Origin of the sequence: Hymenobacter caeli, assembly GCF_013294115.1 — a bacterium.
In the GTDB taxonomy this organism is placed as follows: domain Bacteria; phylum Bacteroidota; class Bacteroidia; order Cytophagales; family Hymenobacteraceae; genus Hymenobacter; species Hymenobacter caeli.
Window position 1 is genome coordinate 175,953 of record NZ_JABSNP010000006.1, and the last position, 17,181, is coordinate 193,133.

At 64.1% G+C, this 17,181-nt stretch carries 16 protein-coding genes; 2 read left to right on the forward strand and 14 right to left on the reverse strand.

From position 1 onward, the window contains the following. Positions 1 to 2 precede the first annotated feature (2 nt). From recJ to pdhA, 13 genes are all read right to left on the reverse strand, one after another. Positions 3 to 1,742, reverse strand: a complete 1,740-nt coding sequence (recJ, locus tag HNP98_RS08595) for a single-stranded-DNA-specific exonuclease RecJ (RefSeq protein WP_173809648.1) — start codon at positions 1,740 to 1,742, stop codon at positions 3 to 5. 281 nt (positions 1,743 to 2,023) lie between these two features. Further along, the gene (locus tag HNP98_RS08600) at positions 2,024 to 3,850 is read right to left on the reverse strand and encodes a tetratricopeptide repeat protein (RefSeq protein ID WP_173809649.1); all 1,827 of its coding nucleotides are present in this window, start codon (positions 3,848 to 3,850) and stop codon (positions 2,024 to 2,026) included. 66 nt (positions 3,851 to 3,916) lie between these two features. Beyond that, the gene (locus HNP98_RS08605) at positions 3,917 to 4,189 is read right to left on the reverse strand and encodes a hypothetical protein (RefSeq protein WP_173809650.1); all 273 of its coding nucleotides are present in this window, start codon (positions 4,187 to 4,189) and stop codon (positions 3,917 to 3,919) included. A 113-nt stretch (positions 4,190 to 4,302) separates the two neighbouring features. Next, the gene (locus tag HNP98_RS08610) at positions 4,303 to 6,429 is read right to left on the reverse strand and encodes a peptidylprolyl isomerase (protein ID WP_173809651.1); all 2,127 of its coding nucleotides are present in this window, start codon (positions 6,427 to 6,429) and stop codon (positions 4,303 to 4,305) included. An 86-nt stretch (positions 6,430 to 6,515) separates the two neighbouring features. Further along, positions 6,516 to 6,803, reverse strand: coding sequence for a hypothetical protein (locus HNP98_RS08615; protein WP_173809652.1), 288 nt, complete (start codon positions 6,801 to 6,803; stop codon positions 6,516 to 6,518). 25 nt (positions 6,804 to 6,828) lie between these two features. Beyond that, the gene (gene lptC, locus HNP98_RS08620) at positions 6,829 to 7,365 is read right to left on the reverse strand and encodes an LPS export ABC transporter periplasmic protein LptC (RefSeq protein WP_173809653.1); all 537 of its coding nucleotides are present in this window, start codon (positions 7,363 to 7,365) and stop codon (positions 6,829 to 6,831) included. A 47-nt stretch (positions 7,366 to 7,412) separates the two neighbouring features. Next, positions 7,413 to 8,735, reverse strand: a complete 1,323-nt coding sequence (locus tag HNP98_RS08625) for a hypothetical protein (RefSeq protein ID WP_173809654.1) — start codon at positions 8,733 to 8,735, stop codon at positions 7,413 to 7,415. Continuing rightward, positions 8,716 to 9,462 carry a type III pantothenate kinase gene (locus tag HNP98_RS08630; RefSeq protein WP_173809655.1) on the reverse strand — a complete coding sequence of 249 codons (747 nt, stop codon included), beginning with the start codon at positions 9,460 to 9,462 and terminating at the stop codon, positions 8,716 to 8,718. The genes HNP98_RS08625 and HNP98_RS08630 overlap by 20 nt, the downstream gene beginning before the upstream one ends. Positions 9,463 to 9,543: 81 nt before the next feature. After that, positions 9,544 to 11,547 (reverse strand): pseudouridine synthase, encoded by a 2,004-nt coding sequence (locus HNP98_RS08635; RefSeq protein ID WP_173809656.1) that lies wholly within the window; start codon positions 11,545 to 11,547, stop codon positions 9,544 to 9,546. A gap of 173 nt (positions 11,548 to 11,720) precedes the next feature. Further along, positions 11,721 to 12,104 (reverse strand): TraR/DksA family transcriptional regulator, encoded by a 384-nt coding sequence (locus HNP98_RS08640; RefSeq protein WP_173809657.1) that lies wholly within the window; start codon positions 12,102 to 12,104, stop codon positions 11,721 to 11,723. A gap of 178 nt (positions 12,105 to 12,282) precedes the next feature. Beyond that, a complete protein-coding gene (gene ribH, locus HNP98_RS08645; RefSeq protein ID WP_173809658.1) occupies positions 12,283 to 12,759 on the reverse strand; it encodes a 6,7-dimethyl-8-ribityllumazine synthase in 477 nt (158 codons plus the stop codon). 197 nt (positions 12,760 to 12,956) lie between these two features. Next, positions 12,957 to 13,724 carry a tetratricopeptide repeat protein gene (locus HNP98_RS08650; protein WP_173809659.1) on the reverse strand — a complete coding sequence of 256 codons (768 nt, stop codon included), beginning with the start codon at positions 13,722 to 13,724 and terminating at the stop codon, positions 12,957 to 12,959. A gap of 55 nt (positions 13,725 to 13,779) precedes the next feature. Further along, positions 13,780 to 14,835, reverse strand: a complete 1,056-nt coding sequence (gene pdhA / locus HNP98_RS08655; RefSeq protein WP_173809705.1) for a pyruvate dehydrogenase (acetyl-transferring) E1 component subunit alpha — start codon at positions 14,833 to 14,835, stop codon at positions 13,780 to 13,782. Between the two features lie 179 nt (positions 14,836 to 15,014). On the opposite strand from pdhA, the gene recF reads away from it, so the two are divergent. Both recF and HNP98_RS08665 read left to right on the forward strand, forming a co-directional pair. Continuing rightward, entirely contained in the window at positions 15,015 to 16,148 is a 1,134-nt protein-coding gene (gene recF / locus HNP98_RS08660) for a DNA replication/repair protein RecF (RefSeq protein ID WP_173809660.1), read from the forward strand. 89 nt (positions 16,149 to 16,237) lie between these two features. Further along, positions 16,238 to 16,591, forward strand: a complete 354-nt coding sequence (locus tag HNP98_RS08665; RefSeq protein WP_246275045.1) for a DUF721 domain-containing protein — start codon at positions 16,238 to 16,240, stop codon at positions 16,589 to 16,591. A 60-nt stretch (positions 16,592 to 16,651) separates the two neighbouring features. Here HNP98_RS08665 and HNP98_RS08670 read toward each other — a convergent pair whose 3' ends face one another. Next, positions 16,652 to 17,095 (reverse strand): transcriptional regulator, encoded by a 444-nt coding sequence (locus HNP98_RS08670; RefSeq protein WP_173809661.1) that lies wholly within the window; start codon positions 17,093 to 17,095, stop codon positions 16,652 to 16,654. Positions 17,096 to 17,181 lie beyond the last annotated feature (86 nt).

Consider the following 17,181-nt stretch of genomic DNA (forward strand, 5'->3'; position numbering starts at 1 on the left):
GCTCAGGCCCAGCGCAGGTCCAGCAGGCGCAGTTGCACGTGGCGGCTGCCGCGGTACTCGTTCATTTCCAGGGTGTAGCACGCATCGAAGGGCTGGCCTTCGTTGATGCGGGGCAGGTAGCCGGCCAGGCCGAAGCCGATGGCCTCCACGGCGGGGCCGGGGCCGTCGGCGGCCACGAGGCGGATTTTGAGGTGGCCGTGGCCCACTTCGCGGGCGCTGCCGGGCACGGCCAGCAGCCGCGCCGAGGCAAACACCGGGTTGGGGTTGCCGGGCCCGAAGGGCTCCAGGGGCCGCAGCTCCTGCAAGAAGTTGTCGTTGATGCGGGCCAGCGGCAGCAGGGTGTCAACCTCGACCGGCCGCACGAGGTGGGCCGTGGCCTGGGTGCGGGCCACGATGGCTTCGAACTGCGCCTGAAACGCGGGCACGTTTTCGACCTTCAGCGTGAGGCCGGCGGCGGCGCGGTGGCCCCCGTACTGCTCCAGCAGCGGCGCGCACGACTCCAGCGCCTCGTGGATGTCGAAGCCCGCCACCGAGCGGGCCGAGCCGGTGGCCTTGCCGTCGCGCTGCGTGAGGATGACCGTGGGGCGGTAGTACTGGTCGAGGCAGCGCGAGGCCACGATACCCAGCACGCCCTGGTGCCAGTCGGCCTTGTAGAGCACCGTGGCGTGGGCCGCTTGCAGGGCCGGGCTGTCGGCAATCAGGGCCAGGGCCTCCTGGGTGGTGGCTTGGTCGGAGCCGCGCCGTTCCTGGTTCATGCGGTCCACCACTTCGGCGGTGTGGCGGGCCTCCTGCTGGTCGGGGGCCAGCAGCATGGCCACGGCCCGGCGGGCGTCGCCCATGCGGCCGGCGGCGTTGATGCGCGGCGCGAACCCGAACACCAGGCTGCTGAGCGTGAGGGGCCCCTCGCGCAGCGTCGCCAGCTCGCGCAGGGCCGCCAGGCCGGGGCGCAGCAAGGAGGCCTCCTCGTTGAAGCGGCGCAGGCCGTGGGCGGCCAGCACGCGGTTTTCGCCGGTCACGGGCACCACGTCGGCGGCGATGCTCACCGTCACCAAATCGAGCAGGTCGTAGAGGGCGGCGGGGTCGCGGCCCAGGCGCTGGCCCAGGCCCTGCATCAGCTTGAAGCCCACGCCGCAGCCCGACAAATCGGGGTACGGGTAGCAGCAGTCTTCGCGCTTGGCGTCGAGCACGGCCACGGCGGCGGGCAGCGCCTCGCCGGGCAGGTGGTGGTCGCAGATGATGAAGTCCACGCCCTGGGTGGTGGCGTACGCCACCGGCTCCAGGGCCTTGATGCCGCAGTCGAGGGCCACAATCAGGCCGAAGCCTTCGGCGGCGGCCAGGTCCACGGCGGTGTGGCTGATGCCGTAGCCCTCGGTGTAGCGGTCGGGGATGTAGTCGCGCAGCCGCGCGGCCCCGAACAGCGGCGTGAGGTAGCTGATGACCAGCGCCACCGACGTGATGCCGTCCACGTCATAGTCGCCGAGCACGAGCACTTTTTCGCCCGTTTCCAGGGCCCGCACGAGGCGGTCCACGGCCCGGTCCATGTCGCGCAGCAGGTAGGGGTCGGGCAGCTGCCGCAGGTCGGAGTAGATGAACGCGGCGGCGGCTTCGGGGGTGTCGAGGCCCCGCTGCACCAGCAGTGCGCCCACTTTGGGGCTTACGGGCAGGGCCTCGGTGATGGCCAGGACCCGCGCCGGGTCGGGGGCCGGGGCGAAGTTCCAGCTTTTGGCGGCGGGGAGCGGCATTGGGTGGGTTTTGCGGGTAGACTATCCTGCGAAAGTACGCCCAAACCCCGGCCTGGGATACGGGCCTACCTTTGCCGGACCCACCGCCTGTCCCGTTTGCCCCATGTCCAAGCTTCGCGATTTTTACCGCCGCTACCGGCAATACATCCTCTCCGACGGACTGATGTACGCAGTGTTTATCGTGTTCCTGGCCCTGCTGTTCGTGTTCTTCCGGTAGTGTTTTCGGTGCTTGGCAATCGGTGCCTGGTGCCCAAGCCCCGATTACCAAGTACCGAAAACCCCTACTGCACGCTGTCGCCGCGCAGCTTGCGGAAGCGCTTGCGGGCCTCGGCCACGTAAATGCTGCCGGGGTACTTGGTGATTACCTGCTCGTAAAGGGCTTGGGCCTTGGGCTTGTCTTTGAGGTCTTCCTCCTGGATGCGGGCCAGCAAAAACAGCGCGTCGTCGCTGAGCACGCCGTTGGCCGGGCCGGCCACCAGGTGCTCCAGCGTGGCCACGGCCCCGGGGAAGTCACCCATGCGCTGCTGCAGCTGGGCTTTCAGGTAGTAGGTGTTGTCGGACAGCGAGTGGCCCGGGTACTTGGCCAGTAGCGCGTCGAGGCCGGCCACGGCGGCGGGCAGCTTGTTCTGGAACACGAGCTGCTCGGCGGCGGCGTAGTCCTTCAGGGCCAGGCCCAGGGTGTCCTCCACGGTGTTGGTGGCGATGAGCAGCGAGAGCTGCATGGCGTCGTTGGCAATTTCGCGGGTCGTGGCTTCTTTCAGGATGTCGAGGTGGCTTTGGGCCAGCTTAAAATCGCCGGCGAAGTAGCTCAGGCGGGCGTTGCGCAGCTTGGCTTCGTAGCCCAGCGGGGCTTCCTTCTCGGTTTTTTCCACTTGCGAGTACAGCAGCGTGGCCTCCCAAGGCTCGGCCCGCAGCAAGTACATGTCGCCCAGGCTCAGCTTGGCGTCGTCCACCAGCTCGGTCGGGACCTGGGGCTGGTCGATGACGGCTTGCAGCAACGCCATGGCCTTGGCCTGGTCGCCGAGCTGGAAGGCGTAGAGGTCGGCCAGGCGGCGGCGCACCGGGGCGGCCTCGGGGGCCCGGCCCAGCTCGGCCAGCAGCTGCTCGTACTCGGCGGCCAAGGCCCGTACCTGGGCCAAGTCCACGGGGTAGGTGCTGCGCACCTGGTCTTCGCGGGCGGCCAGGCGGCGCTGGCGGGCCACGTTGTAGAGGGGGCCGTCGCGGTACTCCTTCAGCACGTAGTCGTAGCCGGCCAGGGCATTGTCGAAGTCCTTGTTCTGCTGGGCAATGGCGGCCACTTCCAGCACCCGGCTGCCCTGGGTGCGGCCGCGCCGGTCGAGGGCCCGCGCCTGCACCAGGGCCCCGGCAAAGTCGTGGCGCTGCACTTGGAGCCACAGCAGCAGCTCGGGGTAGGCGGCTTGCTCGGGGTGCTGCTGGGCGGCGCTCACCAGCTGCTTTTCCAGGGCGTCGAAGTCTTTTTCTTCCTTCAGCGCGTTCTGGAGCATGTTGCGCACGTAGGGCAGCTGCCGCTCGTCCTGGGCCACGAGGCGCAGGGTTTCGGCCAGCAGCTTGTCCTGCTGCTGCGTTTGGGTGTACAGTTGGATGAGCTGGGGGCCGTACTCCGTTTCGTTGCGGGCCAGGGCCCGGCCGCGCAGGTAGGCTTTTTCGGCCCAGGCCGGCAGGTTGCGCCGGCTGAACTCGGCCGCCGCCGGCCCCACCTGCGCCGGCTCCAACTGGTTCACGACCCGCTGCCACTGCTTCTCGGCCCCCGCCGCGTCGCCGCCGGCTTGCAGGGCCCCGCCGTAGGCCACGCCGTAGGTGGCGTCGTCGGGGTGCTGCTTCACGGCTTTTTTGGCCAGCTTCTCGGCGTCTTTGTAGCGCTTCAGGTCCGTGAGGGCCTGCAAGTACACCGGGAACAGCTCGGGGCTGGTTTGCTGCTCGGCGGGCAGCCGCTCCAGCAGAAACACGGCCTTCTCGGGCTCGCCCCGGCGGGCGTAGTCGCGGGCCAGGGCGGTGCCGTCGGACGGCCCCCAGGGCTTGGGGGCCTGGGCGCGGGCCGGGGCGGCCAGCAGCAAAGCCGCACTCAGCAGCAGAAGGGACGGGCGCATACTTCTCACGGCTAAATTTTTCCGGTGTTCTCCCTAACGCCTTAGCCCCGAGGGTTTGTTCAATGCCTACCGGGCCCAGTTGCCCAGCACGAGCACGGCCACCAAGACGGCAGTCGCCCACAACTCGCTCTTCCGCAGGGGCCGTTGCCGCACGTAGGTGCTCAGCAAATTGCCGCCGCCCACGGCTAGCACCAGGGCCAGCGGGTAGGTCAGTTGCTTCACTTCGGGGCTCCACGCGCTGCGCTGCCGGAACGCTATAGCCAGCGCCAAGCCGAAAAACACCAGCAAAAGCCCAGGCAGCCCGCGGCAGACGAAGGAAATTGGGGCAGGGCGGTTCATGGAGTAAAAGCAGGTTTTGGTTGGTCGGCCAAGGTACAAATGGCGGGCCGGGGCCCCACAAAAAAGGACCGCACCCGAAGGCACGGCCCTTTCATAGCCTCAGCCCAAACGGGCTAGAAGAACTTGGCCCGGTTGTCTTTCACGTTGGCGTGGGCCTTGATGGCCTCGTAAATCAGGCCATCCTGGCGGCTGGCGCGTTGCTGCGCCAGCTGCTGGCGCACGGCTTTCAGGTCGGGGGCGGCGGCAGCGGGCGTTACGCTCACGGGCTCTACCACCAGCACGCCCTGCTCGCCCTGCAACGGGGCCGAGTGCTGGCCGGGCTTCAGGCCGAAAGCGGCACCCACGGCCAGCGGCTCGTAGCCCACGTTGGGCAGGGTGGGCTGGCCCAGGGCCACGCCGTCGGCGGTGCCGGTCTGGGCGGTGGGGCCGTAGGCGGCGGCCAGCTGCTCCAGGGTGCCGGTTTTGCCCAGCTTGGCCATAATCTGCTGTGCCTTGAGGTCGTTGCGCACCAGGGCCGACAGCTGGGGCTTCAGGCCGGCCACCGTAGCTGCGCCCTTGGCCTGGGTGCCGGTGAGGGCCGCGATGACGTACTGGTCGCCAATCTCGTACACCTCGCTCACGTCCCCGATTTTGGTTTCGCCGTTGGGGCCGTTGCCGTAGGCCCAGCGCACCAGGTCGCGGGCGTTTTGCAGGTTGTTCACGCTGCGGGCGTTGCGGTCGAGGTTCAGGGCTTCCTGCTTTTGCAGGGTCTTGTCCTTGGTGGCGAGCTGGCGGAAGCTGGCCAGGTCGGTGGCCTGGCCTTTTAGCTGCTGGGCTTTGGCGTAAGCCGCCTCGCGGGTGGCGTCGCTCGGCACGATGGCCTTTTTCACTTCGGCCACCTGGTAGGTTTGCTTGGTCGGGGCGGCCGTCACCTTGATGACGTGGTAGCCGAACGAGGTTTCGACCGGGGCCGGCAGCAGCCCCACGCCGGGGGCCCCGAAGATGGCCTTCTCGAACTCGGGCACCATGCGGCCCTTCGTGAACCAGCCCAGGTCGCCGCCCTGGTCCTTGGTGCCGTCGGTGCCGAACTGCCGGGCCAGCGCCGCGAAATCGGCCCCACCCTTGATTTTGTTGATCAGGTCCTGGGCCTTGGCTTTGGCCGCGGCCTTGGCCTGCGGCGTGCTGGCCTCGGCCTTGATGAGGATGTGGCTGGCGCGGGCGGCGGGCTGGGCCCCCTCCTTCTCGCCGGTCACTTTGTAGAGCGAGTACGTGCCGTTTTCGGCGTAGGGGCCGTACACCTTGCCCACCGTCAGGGGCAGCTGCTTGCGCAGCTGCTCCGGAAACGTCGGGTCGCCGGGGCTGCGGAAGGCTTTGTTGTAGGGCTGGTCGGAGTTGAGCTTCACGAACAGCGAGTCGGCCGGGGCCGTGGCAAACTGCGTGGCCAGAGTGTTCATGGCGGTGCGCACGGCGGCGCTGTCCTCCTGCGAGGCCACCACCGGCACGCTGATGTACTCCACCGAGCGGCCGTCTTCCACCTTGTACTGGCCCTTGTGCTTGTCGAGGTAGGCTTGCAGCTGGTCGTTGGTCACCTTCACCGCCGAGTCGGAAATGGTGCTGTAGGGCACGAACAAGTACTTCACCGACGCCTTGGTGTTCTGGTCGTCGTTGAAGCGCTTGGCCTCGGCGGTGGTCACGTACACCGAGTTTTTCAGCAGCGCGTTGTACTTGTTGGCCATGCGGTCGGCCGGCAGGTTGGCTTCGAAGTTGCGCCAGGCGGCCTGGCTTTCGGGGGGCAGCTTGTCGAGGTTTTTGAGGTACTCGATGAGGCGGGCCTTATCGAACTGCCCGGTTTTCTGGTCCGTGAAGGCCTGCTTGATGCCGGGGTTGATGTTGTCGCCCTGCACCATGTCCACCAGCTCGTCGTCGCTCACGCCCAGGCCCAGCTTGTCCCACTCCGGCTGGAAGGCCAGGCGGTAGATGGTCTGGTTCCAGGCCTGGTCGCGGAGCTGGCCGAGGGCCTGCTCGTCGGGCGGGCGCTGCTGCTGGGCGGTGTACTGCTGCTTGGCCTGCTCCAGCGCGTTGTTGTAGTCGGCCAGCTCTACTTTCTGGCCGGCCACTTCGCCCACCGTGTTCTCGTTGCGGCCGAAGAGGCGGTTCTTGCCGCCCACCAGGTCGCCGCCCACGATGAAGAGCAGCATTCCGATGGCCACCGTGCCCACGGCCCAGCCCGATTTTTCCCGTATCGTGTTGATTAACGCCATGTACTTGTCAAAAAAAACTTAAATAGTAAAGGTCAAAAGAGGCGCAAAATAACCCAAAATCCCCGGTTTATCCTAACGGCTACCGCTTAGCGGCGCTTGGGGCCCGGCTTGCCACCCTTGGGGCCGCCGCCGCCCGGCTTGCCGGTTTTGGGCGCGGCCTTGGCGGCTTTGGCCCGCTGCTCGGCCAGCTTGGCGGCCACGGCGTCCTGCTGCCGCCAGTAGATGAGGGGCATCCAGCAGGCCATAGCCACCATAAAAATCTCGTAGTTGCGGACCAGGCTGTTGAAGAGCACGGTCTGGTAGATGCCGATGACCATGGCCACCACGCCCACGGCGAAGAGCACGGTGCGCAGCAAGGATTTGTCGAATTTCATGGGCTGAATAAAAACCGGGCCCCGGCTACGGGGCCACCGCCTGGTCAACGGCGAACACGCCCTCGGGGTGGGTGATGCGGTAAGAAGAGAAGTTCTGGTTGGCCGTCAGGCCCGTGCCCGTCAGGCGCTCGGTGGGGGTCAGCACCTTCACGAACATGTCCGGCTTGGTGTAAATCAGCTGCTTGCCGCGGTCGAAAAACAGCTCTTCCGTGAAGAGCTGCTGCTGCTCGGGCACGTTGGCCACCACCACGTTGCCGCGCATGGTGTACAGCTCCTTGCCCTGCTCCACCTTGCCGTAGCGGGCAGTCAGGGTGTTGACCACCGTTTTGCCGTCTTTCGCATAGAAGGTGACCTTCAGGCCCTTGGCGTACACCACCTCGGTTTCGAAGCGCTGCTCCAGGGGGGCCGTGAGGCGGAGCTTGAGCTTGGCCGAGTCGCTGATCAGCTCCACCACGTTGGTGGTTTCGGTGATGGGGCCCGTGTAAATCCGCGTGGGGCCGATGGTTTTCTTCTCGTCGCAGCCCGGCAGCGCCAGCGCGAGCAGGCCGCCCAGCAACCACATTTTCCCCGGTCCGGGTGCCCAACGCTTGTTCACGGCTGGGGCCCCGGCTATTGCAGCCGGCGCTTGATGAACCACCGGTTGTTCAGCGTCACGCCAAACGTCATTTTCACGTAGTTCTCCTGCACGTTGCTGGCCCCGTTGCCGGAGGTCACGTAGTTCGTGTTGCCGCGCATGCCGTAGGTGAAGGCCAGGCTGAACGTGGTGGCTTCGAGCGGCGTGGCCGTGGGCAGCGGAAAGCCGAAGCCCCAGCTGATGGACCGGTCGTAGAGTGTTTGGCCGGCCGGCTGGTAGGGCATCTGGGCCACGTTCACGCCCAGGCGGTAGTTCACGCGCTGGAAGTAGTGCTCCACCGAGCCCGGGTCGGGCGTGAACTCGCCGCCCACCCCCACGCGCAAGGTGTTGCGCAAAGGCGTGTCGACGGTGCCGAAGCTGGTGAACTTCGACCACTGCTGCTGGGCCACGTCGAGGCTGGCGCTCCAGTTCTTGTCGTTGTCGAGGCTGAGGCCGGCCTGGGCCAGGGCGGGTTCCACCACCCGGCCGGTCAGGTCCTCAATTTGCATGCTGGACGTGGCGGCCCCGTTGGCGTCCTGCTGCTCCTGGGTGCTCATGCGCCGGGCCCCCAGGTTGCTCTGGAACGAGTACACGCCGGCCATGTTCAGGCGCAGGTCTTTGGTGATTTTGTGGCGGTAGTGCAGCCCGGCCCGGAAATCGAAGGCCGAGTAGTGGATGTGGCGGCGGTCCACGATGTTCTGGGTCGCGGCCCCGTTGCTGAACAGGATGGACGTGCCCGTCGTCTCGTCCACCGTCCCGAACACGTAGGCCGCCGTGACCCCCAGGTTCAGGTCGCGGGCCACGTGCACGCCCTGGGCCAGGTAGGCCCGCGACACGCCCCCGGAGCCCTGGCGCAGCTTCAGCACCTGGTCGTTCGGCGAGCCTTCCACCGCCGACGTAGTGGTGGTATTATAATCCACGGAGCTGAGCGGCCGCAGGCCCACCGACGCGGCCCAGCGGCGGGCCAGCGGCACCGACAGGGCCAGGTAGCCCAGCGTGCCGCTGCCGGTGCGCGACGACGCCACGGCATTTTTCACGGTTTTGTACTGCCCCACGTAGCCGCCCTCAAACGTAGTCCGGGCCGTGTAGTACAGCAGCGCCGGGTTCAGGTCGTTCACGTTCACGGCGTTGGGCGCGGCCAGGCCCACGCCGCCCATGCCTTCCTGGCGCACGCCGCCGGTGTTGGCGTAGTACTCGCCGAGGCCCAGGCGCGAATAGGGCGAGTTGCCCAGCCCCTGGGCGTGGGTGCCCCCGGCGGCCAGCAGCGCCGCCAAAACCAGCACCAGCCGGACCGCATTCTTATCGTTCAACTTCAACATTATAGACTAAAATCCGGTAAAGGCCGAGCAGCACCAGTTCGGGCACGGCAAAGATAGGGCCTGCCAGCCGGGCGGCCAGCAGCGGGGCGTCCCCGCCGGTGAGCACCACGCCCAGGGCGGGGTACTGCTGCCGGTAGGCGGCCACCAGGCCGTTGGCCTCGGCGGCGGCCCCGTTCAGCACGCCGCTCAGCAGGGCCCCCACCGTAGAGTCGCCCACCAGCGGAACCGTTGCATCGGGGGCGGGCAGCGGCAGCAGGGGCAGGCGGCCGGTGTACTCGTGCAGGGCCCGCAGGCGCATGCCCAGCCCGGGCCCGATGCTGCCGCCGCGGTAGGTGCCGTCGGCCGTCACCAGGTCGCACTTCAGGGCCGTGCCGGCGTCGAGCACCAGCGTGTCGCGGCCCGGGCGCAGGGCCGCCGCGCCCACGGCTCCCGCCAGGCGGTCGGCCCCCAGGGTAAGGGGCGTGGCGTAGGCGTTGCGCAGCGGCACGGGCGTGGTGCCCGGCTCAAACAACAGGATGCGGCCCGGCACCAGGCCTTGCAGCCGCAGGGCCCACCGGGCCGCCTCTTCCGCCACCGAGGCAATGAGCAGGTGCTGGGGGGCCCAGCGCCGCACCAAGGCTTCCACCTCGCCGGCCACGAGGCCCCCCACCATCTCCACCAGCGCCTCCCCCGCGAAGCAACCGACCTTCACGGACGTATTGCCGATGTCCAGAACCAGGGTGTGCATTAGATTTCATGGTTAAATGGCTGGGGGTTAAATTATTGAAAATACGATAATCAACAATTTAACCCCCAGCCATTTAACCATTTACATAAAATACTTCAGCCGGATGACTTCCTGCTCACTCAGGAAGCGCCACTTGCCGCGGGGCAGGTCTTTCTTGGTGAGGCCGGCGTATTGCACGCGGTCCAGGGCCACTATTTCGTAGCCCAGGTGCTCGAAGATGCGGCGCACGATGCGGTTGCGCCCGATGTGGATTTCGATGCCCACAAAGTGCGGGTTGCCCGCCACCACGGCCACGTCGTCCACCTCAGCTTTGCCGTCTTCCAACTCGATGCCGGCGCTAATTTTGCGCAGGTCGTCTTCGGTCAGTGGAGTGCTCAGCTCGACCTGGTAGATTTTCTTGTTCTTATGCGAAGGGTGCGACAGGCGCTGGGCCACCTCGCCGTCGTTGGTGAAGAGCAGCAGGCCGGTGGTGTTGCGGTCGAGGCGGCCCACCGGGAAGATGCGCTCCTTCGACGAGTTGGCCACCAGCTCCATCACCGTGCGGCGGCCCTCGGGGTCGTCGGTGGTGGTGATGAAGTCCTTGGGCTTGTTCAGCAGCACGTACACCGACTTCTCGCGGTTGAGGTTGGTTTTGCCGTACTGCACCGTGTCTTCGGGCTGCACTTTGTAGCCCATTTCGGTCACCACTTCGCCGTTCACCCGGATTTCCCCGGCGGCAATCAGCGCATCGGCCTCGCGGCGCGAGCAGATGCCGGCGTTGGCGATGTAGCGGTTTAGGCGCAGCTCGTCGGTGGCAAAGTCCTGGTTTTCCTGGTCGCGGCGGCGCTTGTTGCCGCGGTCTTTGTCGGCCTCGTAGTGCTTGAGGTTTTTGTAGTCGGGGGCTTCGCCGGGCCGCTCGCCGAAGCGGGGCTTGTCGGCGCGGTTGGCTTGGCCGGCCCCGGCGGTGCCGTAGCCGGTGCCCGAGCGGCGCACGCTGCGCTCCTGGGCCTTCAGTTCTTCGCGGCGCTGCGCGAACTTGCCCAGGGCCGGGCGCTCGTCCCCGTCGGGGCGGGCGCTGCCGACGCGGGTGGCGTCGCGCTCACCGCCGAAGCTGCGCTTCTCGAAGCCGCCTGGCCGCTCGCCGTTGCTGCGCGGGGCGCTGGGGGCCCCGTCGCGCCGGCCAAAAGCGCCCGGTGTGAACTTGCGCTCGAAAGCGCCTTCGCCGCCGCGGGCCCCGCCGAAGCTGCGTTCCCGGTCACCGCCCCGGTCATTGTTCGGGTTGCGGTCGTCGCCACGTACCTCGCGGGGCTGCGGTGGGGTAGCCGCGAACGGTCGTGCCGAGCGAATGGGCCGGTTGGGGCCCCGCTCGTCGGGTCGGCTGGGGCTTTCTTCGCGGGGCGTGCTGCGGCCAAAGCCCGCAGAGCCACTGCCCGTGCTGCCCGTGTTTTCGTCGGCCGCGTAGGGATTTTGCTTTTGAAACTTGCGGTTGCGCTCGCCGGGCACACCGCGGGGTACGGCCGGGCGGCCTTCCTGGCGGTAGGGCTGGCCGCTCCAGTTTTCGCGGGGCTGGTAGGGCCGGGCCGGGCGCTCATCGGCCCCGCCGCTGCGCCGGTCAAAATTTTCCCGGGCGGGCCGTTCGGCACCCCGATCAGTGCGGCCGTAGCTGGTGCCGGTGCGCTGCTCTTTGGCCGCGCTGGAGCGCTCTTCGCGCCGGCCCCCAAACGAGGAGCCGCCGCCCTGGTTATAAGGACGCCGCTCGGCATCACCCCCAAGACGGTTGCCTCCGCCAAACGAGGACCGGCCAGCAGAATACCCGCTCCCCCCTGCATCCCGGCTGGGGCCGCTGCGCTCCGCGCCCCGGTTGCCCCCAAATCCGCCGCGCTCCGGGGCCGAGCGCCGCTCGCCACCCGGCCGGTCGCCGTAGGAAGGCCGACGCTCGCCGCCCGGTCGGTCGCCCGAAAAAGAGCGCCGCTCGTTGTCCGGCCGGTCACCCGTTGCGCCGCGCCGCCCGCCGCTGGGCCGGTCGCTGGAGTTGGGGCGGCCGAAGCTGCCGGGAGCGCCGCCGCGACGGTCGCCCTTGTCTTTCGAAAAATGTTGCTTGCCCATGAGGAACAGTGGCTAAGTGCCGTATCGCTACGGTACGATGGGGTGAGTGATAACAAATAAAAAAGCAGTCGGCACTGAATAATCGGTGGTCAGATGAGTTACCCGGTTGGCGGAGGCCAACCGTTCTGATTACCGTTTTATTCAGTGCCGACTACCGCAGGGCAGCGCTTCGCTTAGTCGCGGCGGGCCATCTTGGCTTCGATGGAATGCTGGGTGTGGGGCACGGCCCGCAGGCGCTCTTTAGGAATGAGCTTGCCCGTGCCAATGCACACGCCGTAGGTACCGTTTTTGATGCGCACCTGGGCATTTTCCAGCTGCTGGATGAACTTCATCTGGCGCGAGGCCAACTGGTTCATGCTTTCCTTCTCGGCCGTGTCCGCCCCGTCTTCCAGCACCTTGGCCGACGAGGCCGTGGTGTCGGTGCCCGAGTCGTTGCGGCGCGTCAGCGTCTCCTTGATAAAGGACAGCTCACGCCGGGCCCCCACCAGCTTCTCCTGGATAATCTGGTCGAATTCGTTTAGGTCTTCCCGCGAATAGCGGACGTTCTCTTCGGGCATGGTAGTTGAAAGCGAATAGAAGGAATCGTTAAAAGCACGGCAGCAAGTGGGCAGGCAACGGCCGCGGTCAACAAATAGTTTAGTCGAAGGCCAATCAGCTTAGCGGCCGGCTCCTTTTGCTGCCCAGTTGCTATGGCCTGCAAAGGTAAGGGGCGGGTTGCCTTTTTGCCTAACCTCCTCAGAAGCCCAGCATTTGGATGGCCGCAGCGGCCGCTTCCACGCCCTTGTTGCCGTGCTTGCCCCCGGCCCGGTCCTGGGCTTGTTCCAGTGTGTTGGTGGTCACAAGGCCAAAAATTACCGGCTTGTTGTATTTTAGCCCCACCTGCGTGAGGCCTTGGGCCACGGCGTGGCAGATGTAGTCGTCGTGCTTGGTTTCGCCCTGGATGACCACGCCCAGGCATATCACCGCGTCGATTTCTTCGTGCTGGGCCAGGAACTGGGCCCCCAGCGTGAGCTCGAAGCTGCCGGGCACGCTATTGCGGAAAATGTGCTCGGCCAGGGCCCCGTGCTTCACCAGCGTGTCGTAGGCCCCTGCGCTCAGCACGTCGGTGATTTCGCGGTTCCAATCGGCCACCACCAATCCGAAGCGCTTCTGGCTGATATCGATAAAATTGGATGCGTCGTAAGTGCTCAGGTGTTGCAGGGAAGTTGCCATAAATCGCAGATTTTGCAGATTGTTAAATTGATTTCACAGCTGGGTAAACAGCGTCTCTTCTGCCGTTGAGAAGTGGGGCTGATTGATGCAGATGCGCAGCTCATCTGGCTGTAAAAAAATAGCGCCCATCCTACGCAGGAGAGGCGCTATTCTTATGTCCGCAAAATCAACCTGCTAAAAACCGCAGAACCCCCGGCCTAGCGGCCCAGGCGGGCTTTGAGTTGTTTGGCCTCGGCTACCTCCTGGGCGGCCGGGTACTCGTTGATGATGCGGTCGTAGGCTTTCAGGGCCCCGTCGTTGTCTTTGGCCACCTCGCGGGCGGTGGCTTCCTTCAGCAAGTAGCTGGGCGAGAAGTACTCGTTGGCGTTGTGGTCGGCAGCCTTGGCGTACAGGTCGGCGGCCTCCTTGGGCTTGTTCAGTTCCAGCTGCGCATCGCCCATCAAGGAATACGCCCGGCTTTGCACCAGGTAGTCGTCCGAGCTAAAATCTTCCAGGTAGTCCAGTGCGTCTTTGTACTTGCCTTCTTTCAGCGACGCCACGCCGGCGTAGAAGTTAGCCAGGTTGCCGGCTTTGGTGTTGCCGTACTGATTAGCCACGGTCGCCAGGCCGGGGGCCTTGCCATCGCCCAGCATGGCTTTTTTCAACGAATCGGCTTCCCAAGAATCCACGGCCCGGAACATGGCCGTTTGGGCTTTCTGGGTTTGCTGCCCGCGCCACGTGTAGTACCCAAAGCCCCCCACCACGGCCAGCACCACCACCGCTAGAATGCCCAGCAGCAGGTTGCGGTTGTTGCGCACAAAGTCTTCCGACTCGACCAAGCGGGCGGCCAAGGCATCGGGGTCTTCCAGCAACGGGTTTTCCGTGACGTAGTTTTCGGCCGGGGCCAGCGGGTCGGCGGGTACGGCTTGTTGCACTTGCCCCTGGCGGGCCTGCTGGCTCTTGCCAGTGAACGGGATTTTAGACATGGTATCCTGAAATGGACGGAATAGGCGGACCGGGGGCCCGCCCTTCGGCAACTTATTAGTCGTGGATGTAAGGGTAGTCGGCCTGCACGTACACGTCCTTGAACAGCTCGTCGGGCGTGGGGTAAGGCGAAGTTTCGGCGAAATCTACCGCTGCCTGCACCTCCCCTTTGATGCGCTCGTCGATGGCGTTCAGCTCGTCTTCGGTGGCCATCTGGTTTTCCAGAATCGTATGGCGCACGGCTTCGATGCTGTCGTGGTTGCGCTTCTCCTCCAACTCTTCCTTGGTGCGGTACTTGGCCGGGTCGCTCATCGAGTGGCCCTTGTAGCGGTACGTGCGAAACTCCAGGAACGTGGGGCCCTCTCCGCCGCGGGCCCGCTCGGCGGCGCGGGCCACGGCGTGGTGCACGTCTTCGATTTGCATAGCGTTCACCGATTCCGAAGGCATGTCGTAGGCCAGGCCCAGCTTGTACAACTCCGTCACGTTGGAAGAGCGCTGCACCGAGGTGCCCATGGCGTAGCCGTTGTTCTCGACCACAAAAATCACGGGCAGCTTCCACAGCATGGCCATGTTAAAAGCTTCGTGCAGGGCCCCCTGGCGCACCGCGCCGTCGCCCATGTAGCAAATGCAAAGCTTGCCGGTCTTGTTGTACTTCTCAGCGAAAGCAATGCCGGCCCCCATCGGAATCTGGCCGCCTACGATGCCGTGGCCGCCCATGAACCCCACCTCTTTGTCGAACATGTGCATCGAGCCGCCCTTGCCTTTTGAGCAACCGGTGGCCTTGGCGTACAGTTCGGCCATCACCGCGTTGGGCGAAGTGCCAAGGGCCAGCGGATGGGCGTGGTCGCGGTAGGCGGTGATGTACTTGTCGCCCGGTTCCAGGGCCGACACGGCCCCGGCTACGCAGGCCTCTTGGCCGATGTAGAGGTGGCAGAAACCTTTTATTTTCTGCTGCCCGTACAGCTGGCCCGCCTTGTCCTCAAACTTGCGCATGAGCTGCATTTGCTCGTACCAGCGCAGATAGGTTGCCTTCGGGAATTCGGCCTTGGCCACGGCTTGCGCGCGCGGCTCGGCTCCGTTTTCGGCGGCTACCGGGCGGTCGGGCCCGGGCATGGACCCGTCGGGCTGGGCGGCCGTAGCCACCTGCTGGGCGGCATCTTTGCCTTTGGCATCAGCCGCGCCGGGCGCGGTTTTGGGGGCTTCTTTTACTTTCGTATCCGCCATAGCACGTATAGGTTATTCGCGTTGGGAGGGCGAAATTACGTAAATCTGCCCGGACTACCGACAACCCGATGACCTTAGACTCGCTGCAATTGCTTTTTTTCAAGAATTACGAGGCCGCGTCTTTGCAATTCACTCCCGGCCTCAACTGCTTCATCGGCGACAATGGCAGCGGCAAAACCAATCTGCTCGACGCCGTGCACTACTTATCGCTCAGCAAGAGCGCTCTTACGCCAATTGATGGCAACAGTATCAAGCAAGGTGCTGATTTTTTTGTAGTTAAAGGAAATTTTCGGGCCGATGCAGACGATGCGCCCGAAACCATCCAGGTGAGCCTGCGCCAGGGCCAGAAGAAGGTACTGACCCACGACAAGCAGCCCTACGAGCGCATGGCCGACCACATCGGCCGCTACCCTGCGGTGCTCATTTCGCCCTATGATACCGACCTCATCCGGGAAGGCAGCGAGGAGCGCCGCAAATATTTCGACAGCCTCCTCTCACAATTTGACCACGGTTTCCTGGACGTGCTCATTGCGTACAATGCTTTATTGCGTCAGCGCAACGCCTTACTCAAACAAGCTGCTGAACGACCATCGCAGGGTTTTGACCGCGACTACCTGCTGGCCATTGACGACCAACTGGCCCCGCTGGGTGAACAGCTCTCTGAGCAGCGGGCCGTATTCATCGAGCGCTTTACACCCCTCTTCCAGCAGCATTATCAACAGCTGGCCGACGGCCGTGAATCCGTTTCTCTTACTTACAGAAGTCAGTTATTAGAAACAGAATTTGGCCAGTTGCTCCGACAGAATGAGCGCCGAGATTTCGTTATGCAGCGCACCACCGCCGGGGCACACCGCGACGACTTTGTTTTTCTGCTGGACGGTTTGCCAGTGAAAGGCTATGCCTCCCAAGGCCAGCAGAAGTCTTACGCCATCGCCCTCAAGCTGGCCCAGTTTGAAATCCTGACCCTTCGCGCCGCCGCCTTGGGCACGGCGGCGACCAAGCCCCTGCTTTTGCTTGACGACATCTTCGATCGGCTCGACGACAAGCGCATTGCCCGCCTGTTGGAGTTGGTGGCCAACGACACCTTTGGGCAGGTTTTTCTAACCGATACCAACTTGGCTCGCACGGACCGGGCGTTGGCTAATGTGCAAGCCCCCATTCGTCGTTTCTCAGTGCAGGCAGGCACCGTCATTCAGTTGTAGGGCTCTTTTAAAGTAGTGATTATTGGGAGTGGCCGTACCTTCGTGGATGGCCTCGCACCACCGAGTTTTGCTCGGCGGCCCCCTATTTTTTGCTGTCCATTCCGCTCGCCCACCTCATCCGTCCTGTGAAAAAACCTGGTCCTTCCGCTTCTTCCCGCCGCAACGACGTCATCGATTTAAAGGACGGTTTGGCCGCGCTTGTGAAAGCGTATCGGCTGCAAGGAAAGCTAAACGAAGTAACCGTGGTGGCTAGTTGGGAGCGGGTGATGGGCAAGCCGGTTGCCCTCAAAACCAAGGAGGTTTACGTCTACCAAGGCAAGCTCTTTGTCCGCCTAACATCGGCCCCTTTAAAGCACGAACTGATGATGGCCAAAACTAAAGTGCTCGAACTCATCAATGCCGAAGTTGGTGAAACCGTTGTTAAGGAAGTAGTCTTCCTGTAACCCCCACTTCAGATAAGCACCACTATTTTGAACAGAAATGTTTCACGTGGAACATTTCTGTTACCGGGGGCCATACACCTTTAGCAAAAGTTCGTTGTACGCTTCGAGGAGGGCAATGTACTTGGTTTGAAGGGCCAATAATTGCTTTGAGGCATCATTATCAACGGCTTGCAAGGATGTTACACGACTTGTAACAGGGGTATTATTTGTAACGCGGGTTGTATTTGATACAAACGAGAGCGATGATTGCTGTAATGATGTAAAGTCATTGGCGAAATCGTGGCCTATTACATCGCCAACACGCTTTACAAAATTATAATCAATTGTTTCGTCTTTGAATTTACGATAAATGGTAGGCCGCGTAATCCCCATCTCCTCCACAATGCGCGTGATGGAAATACCGCTGTTTTTAATGGCTTCTTGCAGGATTTCGCCTTGATGTGGCATGGATAAAGAAGCGTGAGCTAAGGATACAAAGATGTAATACGCGAACGGGGAAAACAAGAATGTGTAGAAATAATATTACGCAGAATCAATGATACAAAGCAATACAGGTGAACAGATATGCAATAAGCGTTGCGTAACATATC